This window comes from Actinomadura sp. (assembly GCF_044508335.1).
Lineage (GTDB): Bacteria > Actinomycetota > Actinomycetes > Streptosporangiales > Streptosporangiaceae > Spirillospora.
Genome location: NZ_JBIQHY010000016.1, coordinates 25,572 through 45,032, shown reverse-complemented (window position 1 = coordinate 45,032; position 19,461 = coordinate 25,572). Strand labels below are relative to the sequence as shown.

The following is a 19,461-nucleotide window of genomic DNA, read 5'->3' as shown; positions in this document are numbered from 1 at the left end:
CCCTGCTGCCGCTGGCCGCGGGCTGCGCCGGCAGCGGCCCCACCGACCGCAAGGAACTGTGCGCGGCCTACAAGCACTTCAGGTCCGAGTACGGCGGCTTCCACCCGCTCTCCAACAAGGGCGTCTTCGACTCGCTGCGCGACCTCGGCGACGTCGCGAGCCGCTACCAGGGCGACGCCTCGATCAGGGCCGCCGGACCCCGGCTGAAGAAGATGGGCGAATCCGACTCCTTCAACATGCTCGACGTCGTGACCACCACCGCGCCGATCGCGGCCGAATGCCGCGGCGAGGGCGGCTGATCCCCGAGGACCCGCATCCGGGGGACGCCCGCGCGCCGCGGGACGGATCCCCGTCCGAACTCGAAAGGTGATTCCGTGCACGCGAACGAACTGGCGACGACGGCGGTCGAGGTCCTCGCCGCGCGACTCCCCGGCATCGCCGACGGCTCCGTCCGCGCCGACGGCGACCCGGCACTCGCCGACCTGTACGACCTGGTCCGGGGGCGGCTCGTCCGGGACGGGCGGCAGGCGGCGTTCACGGCGTACACCACGGACCCGGGCAACAGCTCGCTCGTCCAGGACCTGCTGCGGCACGCGGCCGAGACCGACGCCGCCTTCGCCGCGGCGCTGCGGGACGCCGTGGGACGCGCGCGGTCGGCCGCCCCGGCCTCGTCCTGGTCGAGCCGCGTCACCCTGAGCAACGTCACCGGGAGGGGCATCACCGCCGCGGGCCGCGACATCACCACCACCAACGAGAAGAAGACGACCATCAACACGGGCGGGCTGGTGCTCCTGGCCGCGGGGGCGATCGCCGCGCTGTTCGTCTTCGTCTTCATCGTCAAGGCCGCGACCTCCGACGCCATCACCGCCGACTCGACGTGCGCGGAGTTCCTCGACGCGGACTCCGAGACCCAGCAGCACGCGATCATCGACATCGCCCGGGAGAAGGACGTCTCCGGCGCGGGCAGCCCGCTGGCCCCGCCCGCGATCCGCTACAGCTGCAGCAGCGAGCCGGACGCGAAGGTCGGCGACGTCATCGCCAGGTTCCGCGGCCAGTTCTGACCGTGCCGCGCCGCGTCCGCCGGACCGCCGGGAGCCCCGGGCTCCGACGGCCTCGTCATCTCGCCGCGCCAGGCCGCGTCCGGCCGGGCCGCCCACGATCAGCGAGGCCGGGAGGAGATGTTCCATCCCGTCGGCACGACCGGCTTTCCGACGGGCGGCTTCGATCCGGCCGTTCTCCGCTCCCTGACGGAGGCCGAGGCCGCCGTCGCCGCGAAGGTCTGCTCGTAGAGCCGCAATGGCGCACGTGCGCCATACCGGCAAGTAATGTGCAACGCCGTTCCGGCTCTCCCAGAACGTCCGCTCAGGGCCTCTCTCATTGGTGCGGCGGTGCACCATTCCCCGCTGACCTGCGCATTCGCGGTGAATTCCAGCTGAAGGGCTCACTCCCGAGTGCGGAGGCGGGGTCGACGCCGGCTCCTTTCCGCGTTGACCGCCCGCGGCGGTCTTGAGCAGGGTTGACCCCTGCTCGGCCGAGCACGGCGGAGCGGACGCGCACGCGCGCGGAGATCACCGGCCGATCGGACCCTGGGGAACGGCGGCCGTGCGAGCCGAGGAGAAACGGGGGCGCGCCGATGAGCGGTCGGAAGAGCGGCGGGCCGCGCCGCACGATGGCGAAGGCGGCTTTCATCGTGCTCGCGTGCGCGGGGGCCTGCGCGGCGGGACGGGTGCTGGGCGGCGACTGGTACTGGGGCGGGTTCGCCGGCGCCATGGTGCTGATCGCGGCGATCGTGGGGCGCGGTGCGCGCCGTCCCTCGGTGCAGACAACGGTCAATGCGGCGGGCCGCGACATCAACACCACCAACGTGCGCAAAACCCGCCTCAACATCAACACGGGCGGGGTGACCGCCGTCCTGGGGGCGGTGCTCATCGTCGTCGTCGACGGCCTGCTCGTGGCGCACGTCTCGACGCAGGTTCCCGGGGGACGGTTCTACGAGCCGTCCGAACCGGTGCAGGCGGTCGGCGCTCCGGCCACGGCGCGCGCGCCGGTCTTCCTGCGCGACCTGCCGAGCAGCCAGCTGCACGAGCCCCAGACCGGCTGGTTCGGGCGCCGCGGCGCGCGCATCACCGGCCGGCCCTGCGCCAGGAGCGTCTACGTCGCGCTCAGTGTGATCGGCCGACCCGCCACCATCACTCTGACGACCGCCGCGAAATACTCGCGCTTCAAGGCGCTGGCGGGCGTCCCGGACGAGGATCCGCCCAACGTGACCATCGAATTCACCCTGCTGGGCGACGACAAGGTCGTGGCGACGAGGAACGCCGGCCCGCGCAAGCCCGCGGTCTTCGACGAGGACATCTCCCCCTACACCACGCTCAACCTGCGAACCGCCCTGATCGCGGCGGAGAACGGCACCGAGCCGCCGGACAAGTCGCACGACGCGGTCTGGGGCGACGCGCAGCTCGTGCCGTCCGGCGGCACGACCGACGGCTGCCTGAGCACGGGCTGAGCCCGGCGCCGCCCCCTCAGAAGATGATGAACATCATCCGGTAGCGGCCGCCCCGGTAGAGGTAGCGGGCGTAGAGGGCGGAGAGCCCGGCGATCAGGAGCCCGAGCAGACCGGTGCCGACCAGGTCGTGGGCGAGGAAGAACAGGCTCCCCATGAGGAGGAGCACGGTCACGCCGCACCAGTACCAGAAGTAGAACCCCATGTAGGTGGTGGCGGGCCGGGGCGCGGGCGCGCCGGGGCCGGGCGGGTGGACCGGCCGGCCACCCGTCTGGTACTGCCTGCCGTCGTCATGGGCCACGGCTGCTCCATTCATCGGTGGGTGAAGTGCCCTTCTCGCCGCCGAACGCGGCACCGGCCCGGGCGTTCCGGTCCCGGCCGGCGGGACCTGACCAGCCCACCAGGAGGCCGCTCCCCATGAACGAAAGGCTGGACACCTCTGGAATCCGCTGAATGTCCCGCAGGTCCCGCTCCCCGCCGTGGCGTAGATCACGGAGCCGATCCGGGAGCGGCCGGGAACGCCCGCCGCGAGGGGCCTGGAGGCGTTGGCGGAGAGGCGCGTCAGGGGGTTGAGCTGGGGGTTTGATTTTGCGGGAGTTTGCCTTGGCTTGGCGATCTGCGTTAGCTTGGCGCCCGCCAAGGCGCTCACCAGGCGTTCTTGTCCCATCCGGCACACGGATGGACGGGCGACACGATCCACGTGTCGCGCGGCCCTGAGGCGGTCGCCTCGGAAGGGCCTTACAACATCAGCGCCGCTCTTTCGCCGCATGGGACAGGGGTCCCGTGCACGGGGCCGACGTGCCCTCAGGATCGCAGCGGCAACCGCCGAGTCCGCCGTCGCGCGGAGCCGGGGACCCACCCTCACTGGGGTGAATCGGCCTCTCCCATGGCCGTAGGGCGACTTCCACGCCCGAACCCGTCAGCTAACCCGGTAGGCGGCTCATGGAAGAAGGAGCCCCCCTTTGAAAGGCAAGCACAGCAAACGTTCGGGCCGTCGCGGCCTGAGCCCCAGCGCCAACGGCGCACTGGTCGGCCTCGCCGTGTTCGGTGTGGCGGCCACGACCGTGCACGCGGCGGACGCACCGGACGACGGCAGCGCCGCGGTCGCCGCCGTCCACACGGTTCCGAAACCGCGCAAGGCCGCGCCCGTCGAACGGGAGAAGGACGAGCGGTCGCGGGTCATCGAGCGGGCCAAGACGTGGAACCCGCACTCCGCGGACCGGGTGCCCTACAGCCAGACCGGCTACCGCGACGGCTACCGGAGGGACTGCTCGGGATTCGTCTCCATGGCCCTGCGGCTGCCGAAGCCGGGGCCGAACACGGTCGGGCTGACGTCGTCGCGGTACACCGAGCGCATCAAGATGTCGGAGCTCAAGAAGGGCGACCTCGTCATGGACGCCCAGGGCACCAACACCACGCGGCACGTCGTCATCTTCGAGAAGTGGGCCGACAAGGAGCACACGGAGTACTGGGCGTACGAGCAGCGGGGACGGTACGGCACCGACCACCGGACGCGCGACTACGGCCTGGACCCCGGCAGCGAGTACAAGGCCTACCGGCCGGTCAAGCTCAAGGACGCCTGACGAGCGTCCCGGCCCGGAGAGTGGGGCGGATCCCCCGCTCTCCGGGCGGTCCGGTCAGGTGTCGCGTATCGCCCTGATGGACTCCTTCAGGGAGCCGACGGTGGCCATGACCGCGGTCGGCTCGTAGCCGCAGTGCGCCATGCAGTTGGCGCAGCGCGGGTCCCGGCCCCGGCCGTAGGCGTCCCAGTCGGTCTCGTCGAGGAGTTCCTGGTAGGTCTGGGCGTAGCCGTCCGACATCAGGTAGCAGGGGCGCTGCCAGCCGAAGAGGGAGTAGGACGGGATCGCCCACGCCGTGCAGGGGAAGTCGACCTTGCCCTCCAGGAAGTCCAGGAAGAGCGGCGAGTGGTTGAGCCGCCAGCGCTTGCGGTTCCCGTCGGCGAACGCCTTGCTGAACAGCTCGCGGGTCTCCTGGACGCCGAGGAAGTGCTCCTGGTCGGGCGCCTTGTCGTAGGCGTACCCCGGCGAGATCATCATCTCGTCGACCTGCAGGTCGTCGTTCAGGTAGTTCATCACGTCGATGACGCTCTGCGGCGTGTCCGTGTTGAAGATCGTCGTGTTGGTGGTGACCCGGAACCCGCGCCGCTTGCACTCCTTCACGGCGGCGACGGCGTCGTCGAAGACGCCCTCCTTGCAGACGGACTCGTCGTGCCGCTCCCGCAGCCCGTCGATGTGCACCGCCCACGCGAAGTACGGCGACGGCTTGAACTTGTCGATGTGGCGGGGAATGAGCACCGCGTTGGTGCACAGGAAGACGAACTTCTTGCGCTTCACGAGCTCGTCCACGATCTCGTGGATCTTCGGGTGCATGAGCGGTTCACCGCCGGCGATGGACACCATCGGCGCGCCGCACTCCTCGATGGCGGCGACCGCCTGCTCGACCGGCATGCGCCTTTTCAGGACGTCGGCCGGATGCTGGATCTTCCCGCATCCCGCGCAGGCGAGGTTGCACGCGAACAGCGGTTCCAGCTCGACGATCAGGGGGAACTTCTCCCGGCCGCGGAGCTTGTTGCGGAGGATGTAGGTCCCGATGCGAAGGCTCTGGCGAAGCGGCATGCTCATTGTGTTCGGACCTCCTTTGGCAAGGTGAATTCGGTCGTCTCCACCGTGACCGTGTGCTCCTTGATCTCGACCGGCCCGAGCCCGCGCAGGACGTCGACGACCGCGTCCAGCACGGCCGGCGGGGCGGACGCGCCCGCGGTCAGGCCGACGACGCGGGCGCCCCTGAGCCGCCCGAGCGGGACGTCCGCGGGACCGTCGACGAGGACGGCGGGCGTGCCCCGGCTCTCGGCCACCTCGACGAGGCGGCGGGAGTTGGACGAGTTCGCCGAGCCGACGACGAGCACGAGGTCGCTGTCGCGGGCGACGCCGGCGACGGCCCGCTGCCGATTGGTGGTGGCGTAGCAGATGTCGTCGGTGTGCGGGCCGACCGCGTCCGGGAACCGGCCGGTGATGGCGGCCGCCACCTCGCCCGCCTCGTCGGCGGCGAGGGTGGTCTGGGTGAGGTAGGCGACGGGCCGGCCGGCCGGCAGGGACGCCACGTCGTCCGGCGTCTCGACCAGGACGGTCGAGGACGGCGCCTCGCCGAGGGTGCCCTCGACCTCCTCGTGCCCGGCGTGCCCGATCAGCGCGACCAGGTGACCGGAGGCGGCGAACCGCCGGGCCTCCGCGTGCACCTTGGACACGAGCGGGCAGGTCGCGTCGATGACCCGCAGCCCGCGCCGCCCGGCCTCGTCCCGGACGGCGGGCGCGACGCCGTGCGCCGAGAACACCGTCACCGAGCCGGGCGGCACCTCGTCGAGCTCGTCGACGAAGACGGCGCCGCGGCGGGCGAGGTCGTCCACCACGTGGGTGTTGTGGACGATCTGCTTCCGCACGTAGACGGGCGGGCCGTGCAGGTCGAGCGCGCGCTCCACGATCTCGATGGCCCGTTCCACACCGGCGCAGAACGAGCGCGGCCCGGCGAGCAGCAGCCGGCGCGGGCCGGCGGCGGCCGCCCATTCGCGCAGCGCCGGGCCGACGGTGCGCAGCCGGCGCAGCGCGGCCGTCCCGCCGGTGAGCGTGGCGGGGCTGACCAGCGGGCGGCCGGGCGTGTCGACGATGGCGCGCACCACCGCGAACGGCCGGTCCCCCGCCGCGGCGGCCAGCTCCGCCGACTCCATGTCGGCGACCATCGCCCCGCCGGCGGCGAGGCGGGCGCGTTCCGCCCCGGAGACGATGTGGTCCACGGTGACCAGCGGCCCCCGGTGGACGGTGGCGCCGGTCGTCCGCTCCAGCAGCCCGGCGAGCGCCTCCGCCGTCCGGCACGGCACCGTCCCGGACGGGCCCCGCACCTCGGTGGCGACGAACAGGTCGCCGGGGCGGAGCCGCTCGTCCAGCGCGCCGCCGCAGCCGGCGACGGCGAGCGCGTCGTGCTCCGGGAGGCCCGCGGCGGCGGCCCGCGCCTTCGCCGGCCCCATCCCGGTGCGGACGACGCGCAGGCCGCCGCGGGCGACGGCGCGGGCCTCGACACCGAGCGCCGCGCAAACCACGAGCCCGCTCATGTGGCTCCCCTCAGGTAGCGGCCCAGGGCGCTGATCGGGAACACCAGCCGGTAGAGGTGGTAGTTGATGTAGAAGTCGCCGGGGAACCCGGTGCCGGTGAACTGGTCCTCGTCCCAGTTCCCGTCCGGGCGCTGGTTCTCCACGAGCCAGCGCACGCCGGCGTCCACCGCGGCGGAGCGCTCCCCGGCGGCCAGCAGCGCCAGCAGCGCCCACGCCGTCTGCGACGCGGTCGACTCGCCGCGCCCGATCCACGCGGGGTCGTCGTAGGAGCGCAGGTCCTCGCCCCAGCCGCCGTCGGGGTTCTGGTGCTCCTCCAGCCAGGCCACGGCGCGGCGGATCGCGGGCTTCTCCGGGCGGACCCCGGCGGCGATGAGCGCGGGCACCACGCCGCCCGTCCCGTACACGTGGTTGGCGCCCCAGCGCCCGAACCACGAGCCGTCCGCCTCCTGCGCCTTCAGCAGCCAGACGACGGCGCGCTTGACCACGGTCGACTCGGCGAGGCCCTCCTTGGCGAGCGCCTCGACGACGTGCGCGGTGACGTCCGCGGACGGCGGGTCGATGACGGCGCCGAAGTCGCAGAACGGCAGCTTGGTGCACAGCTCGCGGGTGTTGTCGGCGTCGAACGCGCCGTAGCCGCCGTCCTTCGACGCCATGCCCTCCAGCCACCGGACGGCCCGCTCGATGGGCGCCTCCGCCTCCGGCAGCGACACCCGGCGCAGCGCCATGATCGCCTCGGCGGTGTCGTCGGTGTCGGGGTAGACGTCGTTGTCGAACTCGAACGCCCATCCGCCCGGCGGGAGGCCGGGCCGGCGCACCGACCAGTCCCCCGGCCCCCGGACCTCCTCGCCGATGACCCAGCGCGCCGCGCGCACCAGCGCCGGGTCGTCGGGGGCGGCGCCGGCGTCGGCGAGCGCGTTCATCGCGAGGACGGTGTCCCAGACCGGCGACTGGCACGCCTCCAGCCGGCGGCCCCTCTCGTCCCGGATCGTGAACCGCTCCAGACCGGCGAGCCCGCGCTCGACGACCGGGTGGCCGAGGTCGTAGCCGAGGACGTTCAGCGCCATCAGCGAGTACACCCAGGGCGGCTGGATCCCGCCCCAGCAGCCGTCCGCCTCCTGCCGGGCGATGATCCAGTCGGCGGCGCGGCGCATCGCGGCCCGGCGCAGCGGGCGCACCGGCGCCTTCTCGTACACGTGCAGGACGCGGTCGAGCGCGTTGAAGACGCGCCCCCAGCCCTTCGCGTCGTCCGGCGGGGCGACGCCGGTGCGCAGCTCCGCCAGGTCGACGGGCAGCGGCCGGACGGGCCGCAGCGAACCGAGGACCGTCAGCGGGACGATCGTCTGCCGCGCCCAGCACGCCCAGTCGTAGACGTTCAGCGGCACCCGGCTCGGCAGGAACATCAGCTCGGGCGGCATGACCGGCAGGTCGTCCCACGACCACTGCCCGAACAGCGCCAGCCAGATCCGGGTGAAGACCCGGCTGCCCTCGATGCCGCCCGCGTCCCGCGCGTACTTGGCCGCGGCGAGCATGTGGTCGGCGTCGGCGGGGTCGCCGGCGAGCCGCAGCGCGAGGTACGCCTCGATCGTGGTGGACAGGTCGGCGGGGCCGCCGCGGAAGTTCGCCCACGTCCCGTCGGGGCGCTGCTGCGAGCGGATCCAGCGCGCCGCCTCCTCGGTCTCCTCCGCGGTGCGGATGCCGAGGAACTGGCGCAGCAGCAGGTCCTCGGCGTCCATGGTGACGTTGGTCTCCAGCTCGCCCTTCCACCAGCCCTCGGGGGACTGCAGGCCGAGCAGGTGCTCGCGGGCCGCCTCGACGGCGGCGGCCGCCGCACGGGTGAGCCCCGGAGCCTCTTCCGTCGTGGTCATTCAGCGGTCTCCTTCTCGCGCGCCCGGGTCAGTGGTCCCGGGCGGTGACGAACAGGGCGATGTCGCGGAACTCCGCGGCGACGAGGTCGTCCATCCCGGACTCGTCGAGGTGCCGCTCGGCCGCCGCGATGCGCCGGTCCGCCTCGGCGGAGGCCCAGTCCCGGCCGCCGGCGGCCTCGACCAGCCGCGCCATCTCGTGCAGGACGTCCTCGGACGGCTGGTCGGGCTTGCCGTACAGCTCGGCGAGCCGCGCCGACTCCGGCGTCCCGGCGGTCAGCGCGTACACCACCGGCAGCGACTTCTTGCGGGCCCGCAGGTCGGACAGGACGGGCTTGCCGGTCGTCTCCGGGCTGCCCCAGATGCCGAGCAGGTCGTCCACGAGCTGGAACGCGAGGCCCATCTCGGCGCCGAACCCGGTCAGCGCGGTGACGAGCCGGGTGGGCCCCTCGCCGAGCATCGCGCCGATCGAGGAGGCGCAGGCCAGCAGCGCGCCGGTCTTGTCGGCGGCCATCGCGACGCACTCGTCCAGCGTCACGTCGTCGCGCTGCTCGAACCCGAGGTCGGACGCCTGCCCGGAGATGAGCCGCTGCGTGGCGGCGGTCAGGGCGCGCGCCGCCCAGTGCGCGCCCCGCGTGTGCTGGTCGAGCAGCAGCTCCTCCGACAGCGCGAGCAGCGCGTCGCCGCCGAGGATGGCGGCGGACGGGCCGAACACCGTCCACGCGGCGGGGCGGTGCCGGCGGGTCCGGTCGCCGTCCATGATGTCGTCGTGCAGCAGCGAGAACGCGTGCACGAACTCGACGGCGACCGCGCCGGGCAGCGCCGTCTCGTAGGACGCGCCGGCGGCGCGGGCGGACAGCAGCGCCAGCGCGGGGCGCAGCGCCTTCCCGCCCGCCTCGGCCGGGCGCCCGTTCTCGTCGGTCCAGCCGAGGTGGTAGGCGACGACGCGGCGGGTCCAGGGGTCCAGCCGGTCCGCGGCCGTGCGCATCGCCTCGTCGACGAGCGCGCGCCCGTCGGTGATCGAGTGGGGAATGGTGGTCATCGGCCGCTCACCTCGTCGGTCCGCACCTGCCGCAGGTGCCGCCGGACGAGGCGGGCGGCGGTAAGGCCGCTTCGCACGGCTCCCTCCATCGTGTCGGGCCAGCCCGTGTCCGTCCACGCGCCGGCGAGGTAGAGCCACGGCAGCCGCGTCGCGGACGCGGGGCGCAGCGCGCCGCTGCCGGGGCTCTGGCGGAATGTGGCGTGCCGTTCCCGCGTCACGAAGAAGTCGGTGACGCGGGCGCGGCGGGCGGCCGGGAACAGCCGCTCCAGCTCGGCGAGGTACACCTCGCGCAGTTCGGCGGTGGGCGTGTCGATCCAGCGGTCGGCCGCCGAGACCGAGACCGCGATGTACTGGCCGCCGCCGGACAGGCCGCTCACCTCGGTGCGGTCGAACACCCACTGCACGGGCGAGCCGACGGCCGCGGCGAACGGCTCGTCCCTGCCGTCGACCCGCAGGACGGGCCGGTCGTAGACGACGTGGACGTTGACGATGGGGCTGGAGCCGAGGCCGTCCCACTTCGCCCGCTCCGGGGACGCCTCCTCGGGGACGAGCGACGACGCCACCCGGTGCGGCACCGCGACGACGACGGCGTCCGCGGTCACCGGGGCGCCGTTGACGACGAGCTTCGGCCCGGCGTCGATCGCCTGGACCTTCGCGCCCAGCTCGATCCGCCCGCCGCCGCGCTTGATCTCGGCGGCGGCGACCGTGCCGTGCAGGTCGCCGAGCGGGATGGCGGGCACGCCGATGTCGGCGGCGTCCGAGCGGCCGAGCAGCGCGGTCTGGCACACCATCGCGGCGGGCCCGAGCGCGGCCTCGTCCAGCCGGATGTTGAGCGCGGCCGTGACGAACAGCTCCCACAGCGCCTCGCGCGCCCGCGGCCGCTGGCCATGGGCGGCGAGCCAGCCGCCCATGCCGAACCGGTCGAGCGCCGGGTCGTCCGGGTCGAGCCGGTCGAGCGCGAGCGACGCGCGGACCGCGCGCAGCCGGTCGGCGGGCGGCAGCAGCCGGTAGCCGGCGAGCGCGGGCAGCAGGTGCAGCGGGCCGGGGGCCTTGGCGCGGCGGAGCCGCCCGCCGCCGCCGTCCGGCGTGAGGACGGGGACGTCGAAGCGGTCCTGCACGCGGACCCGGTCCGTCGCGCCCAGCCGCTGGAGCAGCCCCCGGTAGGCCGAGCAGCACTTCAGGAAGATGTGCTGCCCGTTGTCGACGGTCAGCCCGCCGCGGGTGAAGGAGTGCGTGGCGCCGCCGAGCCGGGGGCGCGCCTCGTAGATCGTCGTGCGTATGCCCGTCTCCTGGAGCGCCAGCGCGGTGGTGATCCCGGCGAGGCCGCCGCCGACGATGGCGACGTCCGCCCCGCTCACCGGCGCACCCCGGACATGGCCATCGCGGACACGGCGGCCTTCTCCCATGTGGGCAGGGAGGTGCGGGTGTCCAGCGCGGTCAGCGGGTCGGCCTTGATGCGTTTCAGCAGCTGCCGGTAGATGCCGGCCATCGCCCCGGCGCACGCGGCGCTGCGCCGGTCCAGCATGGGCAGCAGCCGCAGCCCGGTCGCGTACCACTCCTCGGCGCGGCCCGCCTCGAACCGGATGAGGGCCGCCAGCCGCTCCGGGTCGTCGGTGAGCCGGCCGGCCTCGTCCCGCTCCAGCGTGCAGCCGAACCGGGCGAGGTCCTTGGCGGGCAGGTAGACGCGGCCGCTCAGCCCGTCCTCCCGGACGTCCCGCAGGATGTTCGTCAGCTGGAGCGCGACGCCGAGCGCGTCGGCGCGGGGCACGGCCGTCCCGGGGTCGGACGTGCCGAACACGCCGAGCGACAGCCGGCCGATGGACCCGGCGACGCAGCGGCAGTACCAGAGCAGGTCGTCGAAGGTGTCGTAGGTCTCGCCGCGGACGTCGGCCTCGCAGCCGTCGATCAGCTCGCCGAACGCCTCCAGCGGGATCGGGTGGCGGCGCGCGGCGTCCGACAGCGCGACGAGGACCGGGTCGGACGGGTGGGCGTCCGCCTCGGCCAGGCGCTCGCGCTCCTCCGCGAGCCTCGCGAGCCGGGCCGCGGGCGGCGCGCCGTGGTCGTCGCCGATGTCGTCGATGCGGCGGGCGAACGCGTAGACGGCGCTCAGCGCGCGCCGCTTCGGGGCGGGAAGCAGCCGGATCCCGTACGAGAAGTTGCGCGCCTGGGAGCGCACGATGTCCTCGCAGTGCCGGTAGGCACTGGGAGCGTCCATCCCCTCATCTCCTTCCCAATGTCCGCGACCACTCGGCGAGCAGTCGCGTCTTCCTCGGCCGTGGCGGGCTCCCCAGGACGTCGTAGGCGCCGCGTTCCAGGGCGGCGAGGGCGGCGAGTCCGCCCGCGACGTACCCGGCGACGGCGACGCGGGCGAATCCGCGGAGCCGGCCGGTGAGGGCGGCGCCCTCGTCCAGCAGCGCTCCCGCGCGCTTGGCCTGCAGGGCGACGACGCCGCGCAGCCGCGTGGGCGTGGTCCGCGCGGCCAGGTCGTCCTCGGCGCAGCCGAACCGCCGGAGGTCGTCGGCCGGCAGGTAGATCCGGCCGTTGCGGTAGTCCTCGCCGACGTCCTGGCAGTGCTCGATGATCTGCAGCGCGGTGCACACCTTGTCCGACAGGGCGAGCCGGTCGGGGGTGGCGGCGCCGAACACGTGCAGGACGATGTGCCCGACCGGGTCGGCCGAGTAGGCGCAGTAGCCGACCAGGTCGTCGAAGGACGCGTACCGGGTGACCTCCTGGTCGCGCCGGTTGGCCTCCAGGAGGCGGCGGAACGGCTCCGCCGGGATCCGGCACGCGGCGATGGTGCGGGACAGGTCGCGCAGGACGGGCAGCTCCGGGGTCTCGCTCGCGTAGACGCGGTCGAGGTCGCGTTCGACCAGGTCGAGCAGGCCGGCGCGCTCGTCCGGCGGCGCCTCGTCACCGATGTCGTCCACGAGCCGGGCGTAGCCGTAGACGTTCAGCAGGTGCTCGCGATGCCGGGCGGGGAGCAGCCGAGTCGCGACCGGGAAGTTCTCCCTGGACTGCAGTTCGAAGCGGGTGCGGCGCTCCTCGGCCTCGTTCCACAAACGCTCGCTGACGGACATGGCGTTCCTTCGACGACGTTCCTGCGGGGCGGCGGCTGGGGCGTTCATCGATGCCCGATATCCGGGCGATGGCCCGGTAAACATGGTCCATCATGAGGCCCCTGTGACGTACGTCCCCGAACAGCCCCGGGAACCCTCCAGAATATTCGGAATTTGTCGAACCCGGCCGGAAGTGGTCACGCGGGAATATGTCATGGCCGGACCGGCGACCACTGCTGGTCAGCGGATTTTCCCGTTCCGTGATATTGGACTCAAGGTGAGTCTCGCGTCTAACCCCAAGGCTCATTTATGCGAGACGCGAGTCTCATTCCTGCGGCCGGAGCCGGTGGTAAAAATTCGGCAGGCGCCGGGCGGGTGACTCCGCTCCGGGTGCGCCGCGGCGGAGTCACCCGCCGCGCCGGCCGCCGGCCCAGACGGCGATGGCGAGGGCCACCCGGTCCTCGAACTGGAGCGGGTCGCGGCCGGTGAGGGCCTCGATACGGGCCAGGCGGTGGCGGAGCGTGTTCGGGTGCAGGAAGAGGGCGCGGGACGTCGCGCCGACCGCGCCGCCCATGTCGAGGAACGTGCGGAGCGTCTCGGCCAGCCGGGTCCCGTGCGCGCTGTCGTACTCGTCCAGCGGGCGGGCGATCTGCTGGACGAACGGCGCCAGCTGGTCCTGGTCGAGCCGGCCGAGCAGCGCCTGGAAGGTGGCGAGGTCCGAGGCGAGCACGACGCCGCCGCCGCGGCGGCGCGCGGAGTCGAGGGCGGCGAGGCTCTCGGCGAGCGACACCGGCAGGTGGTCGAGCGGGCCGGGGCTGCCGACGCCGGCGGGCTCGGACCAGGCGTGCGAGTCGTTGGTGATGAGCAGCGCGGTGTCGCCGTCCACGCCGAGGACGCCCGGCAGCTCCTCCTCGACGCCCTCCATCGCGATCACGAGCAGCGCGGCCGGGTCGAGCCCGGCGTCGTCGATCCGGGCGCGGAGCGCCTCGGGGGACGCGACGCCCTGCTGGACCATGCGCAGCAGCCGCCCGGTCTCCTCCCGCTCGCGCCGCTCGTCCCGGGTGGACGCGAGCCGCTCGGCGAAGAACTCGGTGAAGCCGAGGAACGGGACCTCGGCCGGCACCTCCAGCAGCGGCAGCCCGAGGCGCTCGCACGCCTCGCGCAGCTCCGCCGGCGACTCGGCGGTCACGTCCCCGGTCCCGTAGCCGATCGCGCTCGCCCGGCCGGCCTTCACCGACTCGGCGAACGCCGTGCAGGCGCCCGGCTCCCGCAGCGACGCGCCGACCGTCAGGACGATCTCGTGGCCGCGCAGGTGGGGCCCGGGATCGCGCAGCTCGGTCGAGTGCGCCCAGCGCAGCGGCCGGTCGAGGCCGCTCTCGCCGGCGACCAGCCGGAGCCGGAAGCGCGGCACCGCGAGGAGCTGCCGGACGGTGTGCTGCGGCACCGCGGAATCGCTGGTCACAGCCTCACCCTCTCACCCCGGGGCGGCGGGGTCGGCGCACGTGACCGTGATTTGGCAGAACCGTGCGTTGGAGAAGGGCACGACGGTCCGGGCGCGGCGCGGTGCGTTCGGCCAACAAACCGCCGCGCCCCTTGCCGCCTGCGGTTATGTCGGGTTTGCCTGGAACTTCGGAGCTATCTTCGGGGTGATCGGATGCGCGAGCGAGTCGCACTCGTCACCGGCGCGGCGAGCGGGATCGGCGCCGCGATGGTGCGCGAGCTGGCCGGGCGCGGCTGGACGACGGCCGGCCTCGACCTCCTCCCGGCGGCGGACGCCCACCACACGGTGGGCGTGGACGTGGTCGTCCCGGAGCAGGTGACCGCCGCCGTCCGGCGGATCGAGCGGGAGATGGGGCCGATCGAGGCGGCGGTGTGCGCGGCCGGGCACTACAGCATCGTCCCGGTGTCCGACATCGCCTGGGCGGACTGGGTCCGGATGCTGCGCGTGCACCTGGGCGGGGCCGTGAACGTGTGCCGGGCCGTGGCGCCCGGCATGGTGGAGCGCGGCCGGGGCACCGTGGTCGCGGTCTCGTCCGACCTCGCCATCGGCGGCGGGGACGGCGAGGCGCACTACTCGGCGGCCAAGGGCGCGGTGATCGGGCTCGTCCGGTCGCTGGCGGCCGAGCTGGCGCCGTCCGGGGTGCGGGTGAACGCGGTGGCGCCCGGCCCGACCGACACGTCCATGCTGCCGCCGGACTCGCCGTGGCGGCGGCCCGCGTACCTGCAGACGCTGCCCACCGGGCGGCTGACGTCCCCGGAGGAGGTCGCGTTCGCCACCGCGTACCTGGTGGAGGAGGCGACGTTCTGCGCCGGGGAGGTCCTCTCCCCCAACTCCGGGGCGGTGATCTGATGGCGGTCGCGCTGGTCACCGGGGCCGGCGGCGGCCTCGGCACCGCGGTCTCGCGGCGGCTCGCCGCGGAAGGCCACCGGGTCGCGCTGAACGACCGCCCGGGCCTGGACCTGTCCGCCCTCGCCGGGGAGCTGGACGGGCTGGCCGTGCCCGCGGACGTCGCCGACCCGGACGCGGTGGCCGCGATGGTCGCGGAGGTCGAGCAGCGGACCGGCGGGCACATCGGGATCCTCGTCGCCGGCGCCACCCGGCTGACCACGGCACCGTTCGGCGAGCACGACCTGGACGACTGGTGGCGGGTCATCGACGTCGACCTCGGCGGCACGTTCGCGTGCGCGCAGGCCGTCATGCCCGGGATGGTGGAGCGCGGCGGCGGCCGGATGGTCCTGGTCGCGTCCGAGGGCGGGCTGATCGGCCGGCCGGGGGCGACCGCCTGCTCGGCGGCCAAGGCCGGGATCGCCACGCTCGCCAAGTCGCTCGGCCGGGAGCTGGCGCCGCTCGGCATCGCGGTGAACGCGATCGCGCCGAGCGTGATCGACACGCCGCGGCTGGCGGCGCAGGCGGAGGCGGCCGGGGTGCCGCCCGCGGAGTTCCGCGCCGCGCAGACCGCGCGGGTGCCGCTCGGGCGCATCGCGGCGCCGGACGAGATCGCGGCGGCGGTGGCGTTCCTCGCCGACGAGCGGATGCCGACGCTCGTCGGGCAGATCCTGCACGCCAACGGCGGCACCACCAGGGCCCGCGCCTGAGGCGGCGGTCAGCCGGGCAGGGCCGCCGCCGAGCGCGCGACGTCCTCTTCGAGGACGGCGAACAGGTGCCGGGGCAGGTCCATCGGGGACAGCTCCAGCATGTCGGGGCGGCTCGCGGCGGAGGCGACGGCGGCGCGGGCCTCGCTCTTGGTGAGCGCCCGGCCGGCGGCCTTCTGGAGCGCGATGAGCCCCTCCCGCCAGCCGTTGCCGAGCTTGCCGTGCGCCCGCGCGTAGATGTGCCCGAGGACGCGGCCGGCGCCCGGCGGTTCGTCGTCCGGCGCCGTCCTCTCCGCGAGGACGACGGCCTGGCCGGGGCCCGGCGTGCCGCGCAGGAACCGGGCGATGCGGTACTTGGGCCCGATGAGCCGGGCGAACTCCCGCTGCCCCTCCGCGTCCTTCAGGAAGGGCAGGTCGTTGCGGCACACGAGGGCGGCGCGGCGCGCGTTGGCGGCCAGCAGCGCCCGGACCGCCGACGCCCCGAAGCCCGGATACAGGTTGACCAGGACGGTGCCGTGGTCCCGCAGGTGCCGGGGCAGCGGCGCGCCCAGGAACGCGGGCAGCCCGATCCGCCGGCCGGGGGCGTCCGCGGGCCAGTCGTCGCCGACCAGCAGCGGCTGCTCCCCTGGGCCGGCGCCGAGTTCGACGACCCGGGCGGCGGCCTCGCCGTCCAGGCCCGCGGCCGCCTCCACCGACTGGGCGCCATGGGTGTACAGGGCCGCCCTCGGGTCGTCGGCGGCGGCCCTGGCGGCGGCGGCCGTCCGCCGGGTGGGGCGCAGCACGTAGAGCGCCGCCGCGCTGCCGACGGCCTGCGCGCCCGCGTACCGGTTGAAGTTCGGAAGCACCGCCTCGTACGCGAGGTGCAGCGGGTTCAGCGCCTTCTGGACGGCCAGCCCGAGCGCCGGCTGCCGCTCCCCGAACCCGTAGGCGAGCAGGACGCGCCCGTTGCGGTGGTCGCGCAGCCCCTGCAGGCCGCGCGCGACGAAGAGCCGGACGCCCTCCGGCGTGTACGGCGGGTCGGTGAACACCAGGTCGGCGGACTCCCCCAGCGCGGCGGGCAGCCCCAGCCGCAGGTCGGCGAACAGGCAGCGCACGTCCCAGCCGCGCCGCGCGGCCTCCGCGTCGATGAATTCGAGCAGCCGCTCGTCGACGTCCACGACGCTCGCCCGCAGGCCGGGCGCCCCGCCGGCGAGGAACAGGCCCAGCGAGGTCAGGTCGTGGTCGCCGGCGAAGAGCACGTGCGCGCCGGTCAGGTCGAAGCCGTCGAGCATGAACCGGGCCCGCTTGACCACGGTCTCGGCGGTGGCGGGCACGTGGTCGAGCGCCTGCACCGGCGGCGGCGCGGCGCCGATCAGCCGGTCCATCGCGGCGAGGACGGCCGGGTCGCGGCGCGCGGGCTCCGCCCACGGGTCCCGGACGCCGAACGGCTCCCCGGCGCCGAACACGCCGCGGTATTCCCCGACGTGCCGCTTCCCGATGCGCCTTCCGTCCCCGGACGATTCGAGATGCGGCTCCAGGGCCCGGAAAACCGCCTCCACCGTCCGCCGCGACGTTCCGGTAAGGGAGACGACGTCTTCGACGGTGCGGAATTCTCCGGCGGCCAGCAGGCGGCCGATCTGGTCGATGCGGCGGGCATCGATCCCGAATTCGTCCCGCACCGCGCGGACGGCCTCCACCGGCGTTCGCCGCTGCGGCGGCTCGCCATTCGTCATCGGTCGCCTGCTTCGCTCGGGGTGGACGGTTGACGGACCGATCCTAGGCTCACCCGGCCCGCGAGGGCGGGGCGCGCATCACGCCGGCGCCGCCGGCGCATACCGCCGACACCGAGAATGTGATGCCACGTTTATCGGTAATTTATTTTGTTCTGTTATGCTTGCGTTATCGGCCGGTATGTTCCTTGCCGACGAAATTCGTCGGCGAAAGGGGAACGGGTCGATGGACGAGGGACGGGCCAGCATGACGGCGCTCGCTTCGGCGGCGGCGCGGGCGGCCCACCTGACGGCGGACGGCACGCCGAAGATCTTCACGGACACGGTCGCGGGGCCGCTGCTCGGCGGCCTCGCGGACGAGATGATCGGGTACCACCGGGCGCAGGGGGAGCACATCATCCTGGCCGGGACCAGGGCGATCACCACCGTCCGGGCCCGGTACGCCGAGGAGCGGCTCGCCGGGCACGCGCAGTACGTGATCCTCGGCGCGGGCCTCGACACCTACGGGTACCGCGCGGAACCGGGCATCGACGTGTTCGAGGTCGACCACCCGGCGACGCAGGAATGGAAGAAGGGGCTGCTGGCGGCGGCCGGCGTCGAGGTGCCCGAGCGGGTCGCCCTCGTCCCCGCCGACTTCGAGGCGGAGGAACCGTTCCGCAAGCTCGCCGCAGCCGGGTTCGACCCGGCGAAGCCCGCCCTGGTGAGCTGGCTCGGCGTCAGCTTCTACCTCAGCCGCGACGCCGTGGCGGCGACCCTCGGCGAGATCGGCCGGCTCGCCCCCGGCACCGAGCTCGTCATGGACTACGCCCTCCCGGAGGGCCTGCGGGACGCCGAGGGCGACGCCTACGCGGAGATCGCCGCGCAGGTCGTCGGGGAGAACGCCGAGCCCTACAGGTCGCACTTCTCCCCCGAGGAGATCGACGCGCTGCTCAAGGACCACGGCTTCGAGGTCGCCGAGAACGTGACGCTGGAGCGCGCCGTCCCGCCCGAGACGTGGCGGCGGGCCGACGCCCTGCGCCCGTTCGACTACTTCCGCCTGGTGAGGGCCGTCGTCGCGGGATGACCGGCGATTTCGCCGATGCCCGGGGGCCGGCCCGCGTGCGGACAATGTGCGCGTCCTGGAGCCGGCCCCCGGCTCCGCCCCCGTTTCCGGGGAGCCGGCTCCCGGCTCCTCCCCCCGAACAGGAGCGAACCGACGTGCACCTCATCCCCCGGCGTGCGGCGAAAACGCTGCTCGCCACAGCGCTGACCGCGACCGCCCTCGCCGTCCCGCAGGCCGCGCGGGCGGCCGACAACCCCTACGAGCGCGGCCCCGCGCCGACCGAGCGCAGCATCGAGGCGCTGCGCGGCCCGTTCGCGACGTCCCAGACGAGCGTCTCCGGGCTGAGCGTCTCCGGCTTCGGCGGCGGGACGATCTACTACCCGACCAGCACCGCCGAGGGGACGTTCGGCGCGGTCGCGGTGGCGCCCGGCTTCACCGCCGACCAGAGCAGCATGGCCTGGCTCGGCCCGCGGCTCGCCTCGCAGGGCTTCGTGATCTTCACGATCGACACCCTCACCCGCCTCGACCAGCCCGACAGCCGCGCCCGGCAGCTGGAGGCCGCGCTCGACTACCTCACGCAGCGCAGCAGCGTCCGCAACCGGATCGACGCCTCCCGGCTCGGCGTGATGGGCCACTCGATGGGCGGCGGCGGCACGCTGGAGGCCGCCGAGGACCGGCCGCAGCTGCAGGCGGCGATCCCGCTCACCCCGTGGGACCTGCAGAAGAACTTCTCGAACGTGCGCGTGCCCACCATGATCATCGGTGCGCAGGCCGACACGATCGCGCCCGTCGCCACGCACTCCAAGCCGTTCTACACGAGCATCCCGGAGTCGTCGGAGAAGGCGTACCTGGAGCTCGCGGGCGCCAGCCACTTCGCGCCGAACATCTCCAACACGACGATCGCGAAGTACAGCATCTCGTGGCTCAAGCGGTACATCGACAACGACACCCGCTATGACCAGTTCCTGTGCCCCGGCCCCGGCCGGGACCTGAACATCTCCGAGTACCGGGACACCTGCCCGAACTCCTAG

The 19,461-nt window shown here is 73.9% G+C and carries 18 protein-coding genes and 1 riboswitch; of the genes, 8 read left to right on the top strand and 10 right to left on the bottom strand.

The window, feature by feature from the left end; translation table 11 throughout:
* The 3 genes from ACIWVC_RS09035 to ACIWVC_RS09025 all read left to right on the top strand — a co-directional run.
* Window positions 1–299: hypothetical protein (locus tag ACIWVC_RS09035; protein ID WP_396447604.1), on the top strand; the 299-nt coding region annotated here is incomplete at its 5' end.
* Window positions 300–374: 75 nt separating this feature from the next.
* Entirely contained in the window at window positions 375–1,061 is a 687-nt protein-coding gene (locus tag ACIWVC_RS09030; RefSeq protein ID WP_396447606.1) for a hypothetical protein, read from the top strand.
* 572 nt (window positions 1,062–1,633) lie between these two features.
* The gene (locus tag ACIWVC_RS09025) at window positions 1,634–2,506 is read left to right on the top strand and encodes a hypothetical protein (RefSeq protein ID WP_396453976.1); all 873 of its coding nucleotides are present in this window, start codon (window positions 1,634–1,636) and stop codon (window positions 2,504–2,506) included.
* 16 nt (window positions 2,507–2,522) lie between these two features.
* Here ACIWVC_RS09025 and ACIWVC_RS09020 read toward each other — a convergent pair whose 3' ends face one another.
* The gene (locus ACIWVC_RS09020) at window positions 2,523–2,804 is read right to left on the bottom strand and encodes a hypothetical protein (protein WP_396447609.1); all 282 of its coding nucleotides are present in this window, start codon (window positions 2,802–2,804) and stop codon (window positions 2,523–2,525) included.
* Between the two features lie 512 nt (window positions 2,805–3,316).
* Window positions 3,317–3,457: riboswitch (cyclic di-AMP (ydaO/yuaA leader) on the top strand.
* 8 nt (window positions 3,458–3,465) lie between these two features.
* Between ACIWVC_RS09020 and ACIWVC_RS09015 the strand changes: the two genes are divergently transcribed.
* Entirely contained in the window at window positions 3,466–4,086 is a 621-nt protein-coding gene (locus tag ACIWVC_RS09015) for an NlpC/P60 family protein (protein WP_396447610.1), read from the top strand.
* A 54-nt stretch (window positions 4,087–4,140) separates the two neighbouring features.
* On the opposite strand, the gene hpnH is transcribed toward ACIWVC_RS09015, so the two are convergent.
* The 8 genes from hpnH to ACIWVC_RS08975 all read right to left on the bottom strand — a co-directional run bounded on the left by hpnH (window position 4,141) and on the right by ACIWVC_RS08975 (window position 14,048).
* A complete protein-coding gene (hpnH, locus tag ACIWVC_RS09010; RefSeq protein WP_396447611.1) occupies window positions 4,141–5,145 on the bottom strand; it encodes an adenosyl-hopene transferase HpnH in 1,005 nt (334 codons plus the stop codon).
* Window positions 5,142–6,626 carry a 4-hydroxy-3-methylbut-2-enyl diphosphate reductase gene (gene ispH, locus ACIWVC_RS09005; RefSeq protein ID WP_396447612.1) on the bottom strand — a complete coding sequence of 495 codons (1,485 nt, stop codon included), beginning with the start codon at window positions 6,624–6,626 and terminating at the stop codon, window positions 5,142–5,144. Before ispH ends, hpnH begins: the two co-directional genes overlap by 4 nt.
* Window positions 6,623–8,491 (bottom strand): squalene--hopene cyclase, encoded by a 1,869-nt coding sequence (gene shc, locus ACIWVC_RS09000; protein ID WP_396447613.1) that lies wholly within the window; start codon window positions 8,489–8,491, stop codon window positions 6,623–6,625. The genes ispH and shc overlap by 4 nt, the downstream gene beginning before the upstream one ends.
* A gap of 28 nt (window positions 8,492–8,519) precedes the next feature.
* Window positions 8,520–9,530: a polyprenyl synthetase family protein gene (locus ACIWVC_RS08995; RefSeq protein WP_396447614.1), complete on the bottom strand. Its 1,011-nt coding sequence runs from the start codon at window positions 9,528–9,530 to the stop codon at window positions 8,520–8,522.
* Entirely contained in the window at window positions 9,527–10,888 is a 1,362-nt protein-coding gene (hpnE, locus tag ACIWVC_RS08990; protein WP_396447615.1) for a hydroxysqualene dehydroxylase HpnE, read from the bottom strand. Before hpnE ends, ACIWVC_RS08995 begins: the two co-directional genes overlap by 4 nt.
* The gene (gene hpnD, locus ACIWVC_RS08985; RefSeq protein WP_396447616.1) at window positions 10,885–11,745 is read right to left on the bottom strand and encodes a presqualene diphosphate synthase HpnD; all 861 of its coding nucleotides are present in this window, start codon (window positions 11,743–11,745) and stop codon (window positions 10,885–10,887) included. The genes hpnE and hpnD overlap by 4 nt, the downstream gene beginning before the upstream one ends.
* 4 nt (window positions 11,746–11,749) lie before the next feature.
* Window positions 11,750–12,607 carry a squalene synthase HpnC gene (hpnC, locus tag ACIWVC_RS08980; protein ID WP_396447617.1) on the bottom strand — a complete coding sequence of 286 codons (858 nt, stop codon included), beginning with the start codon at window positions 12,605–12,607 and terminating at the stop codon, window positions 11,750–11,752.
* A 385-nt stretch (window positions 12,608–12,992) separates the two neighbouring features.
* A complete protein-coding gene (locus ACIWVC_RS08975) occupies window positions 12,993–14,048 on the bottom strand; it encodes a PucR family transcriptional regulator (RefSeq protein ID WP_396447618.1) in 1,056 nt (351 codons plus the stop codon).
* 192 nt (window positions 14,049–14,240) lie between these two features.
* Between ACIWVC_RS08975 and ACIWVC_RS08970 the strand changes: the two genes are divergently transcribed.
* Both ACIWVC_RS08970 and ACIWVC_RS08965 read left to right on the top strand, forming a co-directional pair.
* On the top strand, window positions 14,241–14,936 hold the full coding sequence (locus ACIWVC_RS08970; protein WP_396447619.1) for an SDR family NAD(P)-dependent oxidoreductase: 696 nt from the start codon (window positions 14,241–14,243) through the stop codon (window positions 14,934–14,936).
* Entirely contained in the window at window positions 14,936–15,682 is a 747-nt protein-coding gene (locus ACIWVC_RS08965; RefSeq protein WP_396447620.1) for an SDR family NAD(P)-dependent oxidoreductase, read from the top strand. Before ACIWVC_RS08970 ends, ACIWVC_RS08965 begins: the two co-directional genes overlap by 1 nt.
* A gap of 8 nt (window positions 15,683–15,690) precedes the next feature.
* Here ACIWVC_RS08965 and ACIWVC_RS08960 read toward each other — a convergent pair whose 3' ends face one another.
* Complete coding sequence (locus ACIWVC_RS08960; protein WP_396447621.1) at window positions 15,691–17,391, bottom strand: bis-aminopropyl spermidine synthase family protein; 1,701 nt, start codon at window positions 17,389–17,391, stop codon at window positions 15,691–15,693.
* Window positions 17,392–17,614: 223 nt separating this feature from the next.
* On the opposite strand from ACIWVC_RS08960, the gene ACIWVC_RS08955 reads away from it, so the two are divergent.
* Together ACIWVC_RS08955 and ACIWVC_RS08950 are read left to right on the top strand one after the other, a co-directional pair.
* The gene (locus ACIWVC_RS08955; RefSeq protein WP_396453975.1) at window positions 17,615–18,451 is read left to right on the top strand and encodes a class I SAM-dependent methyltransferase; all 837 of its coding nucleotides are present in this window, start codon (window positions 17,615–17,617) and stop codon (window positions 18,449–18,451) included.
* 143 nt (window positions 18,452–18,594) lie between these two features.
* Window positions 18,595–19,461 (top strand): alpha/beta hydrolase family protein, encoded by an 867-nt coding sequence (locus ACIWVC_RS08950; protein ID WP_396447656.1) that lies wholly within the window; start codon window positions 18,595–18,597, stop codon window positions 19,459–19,461.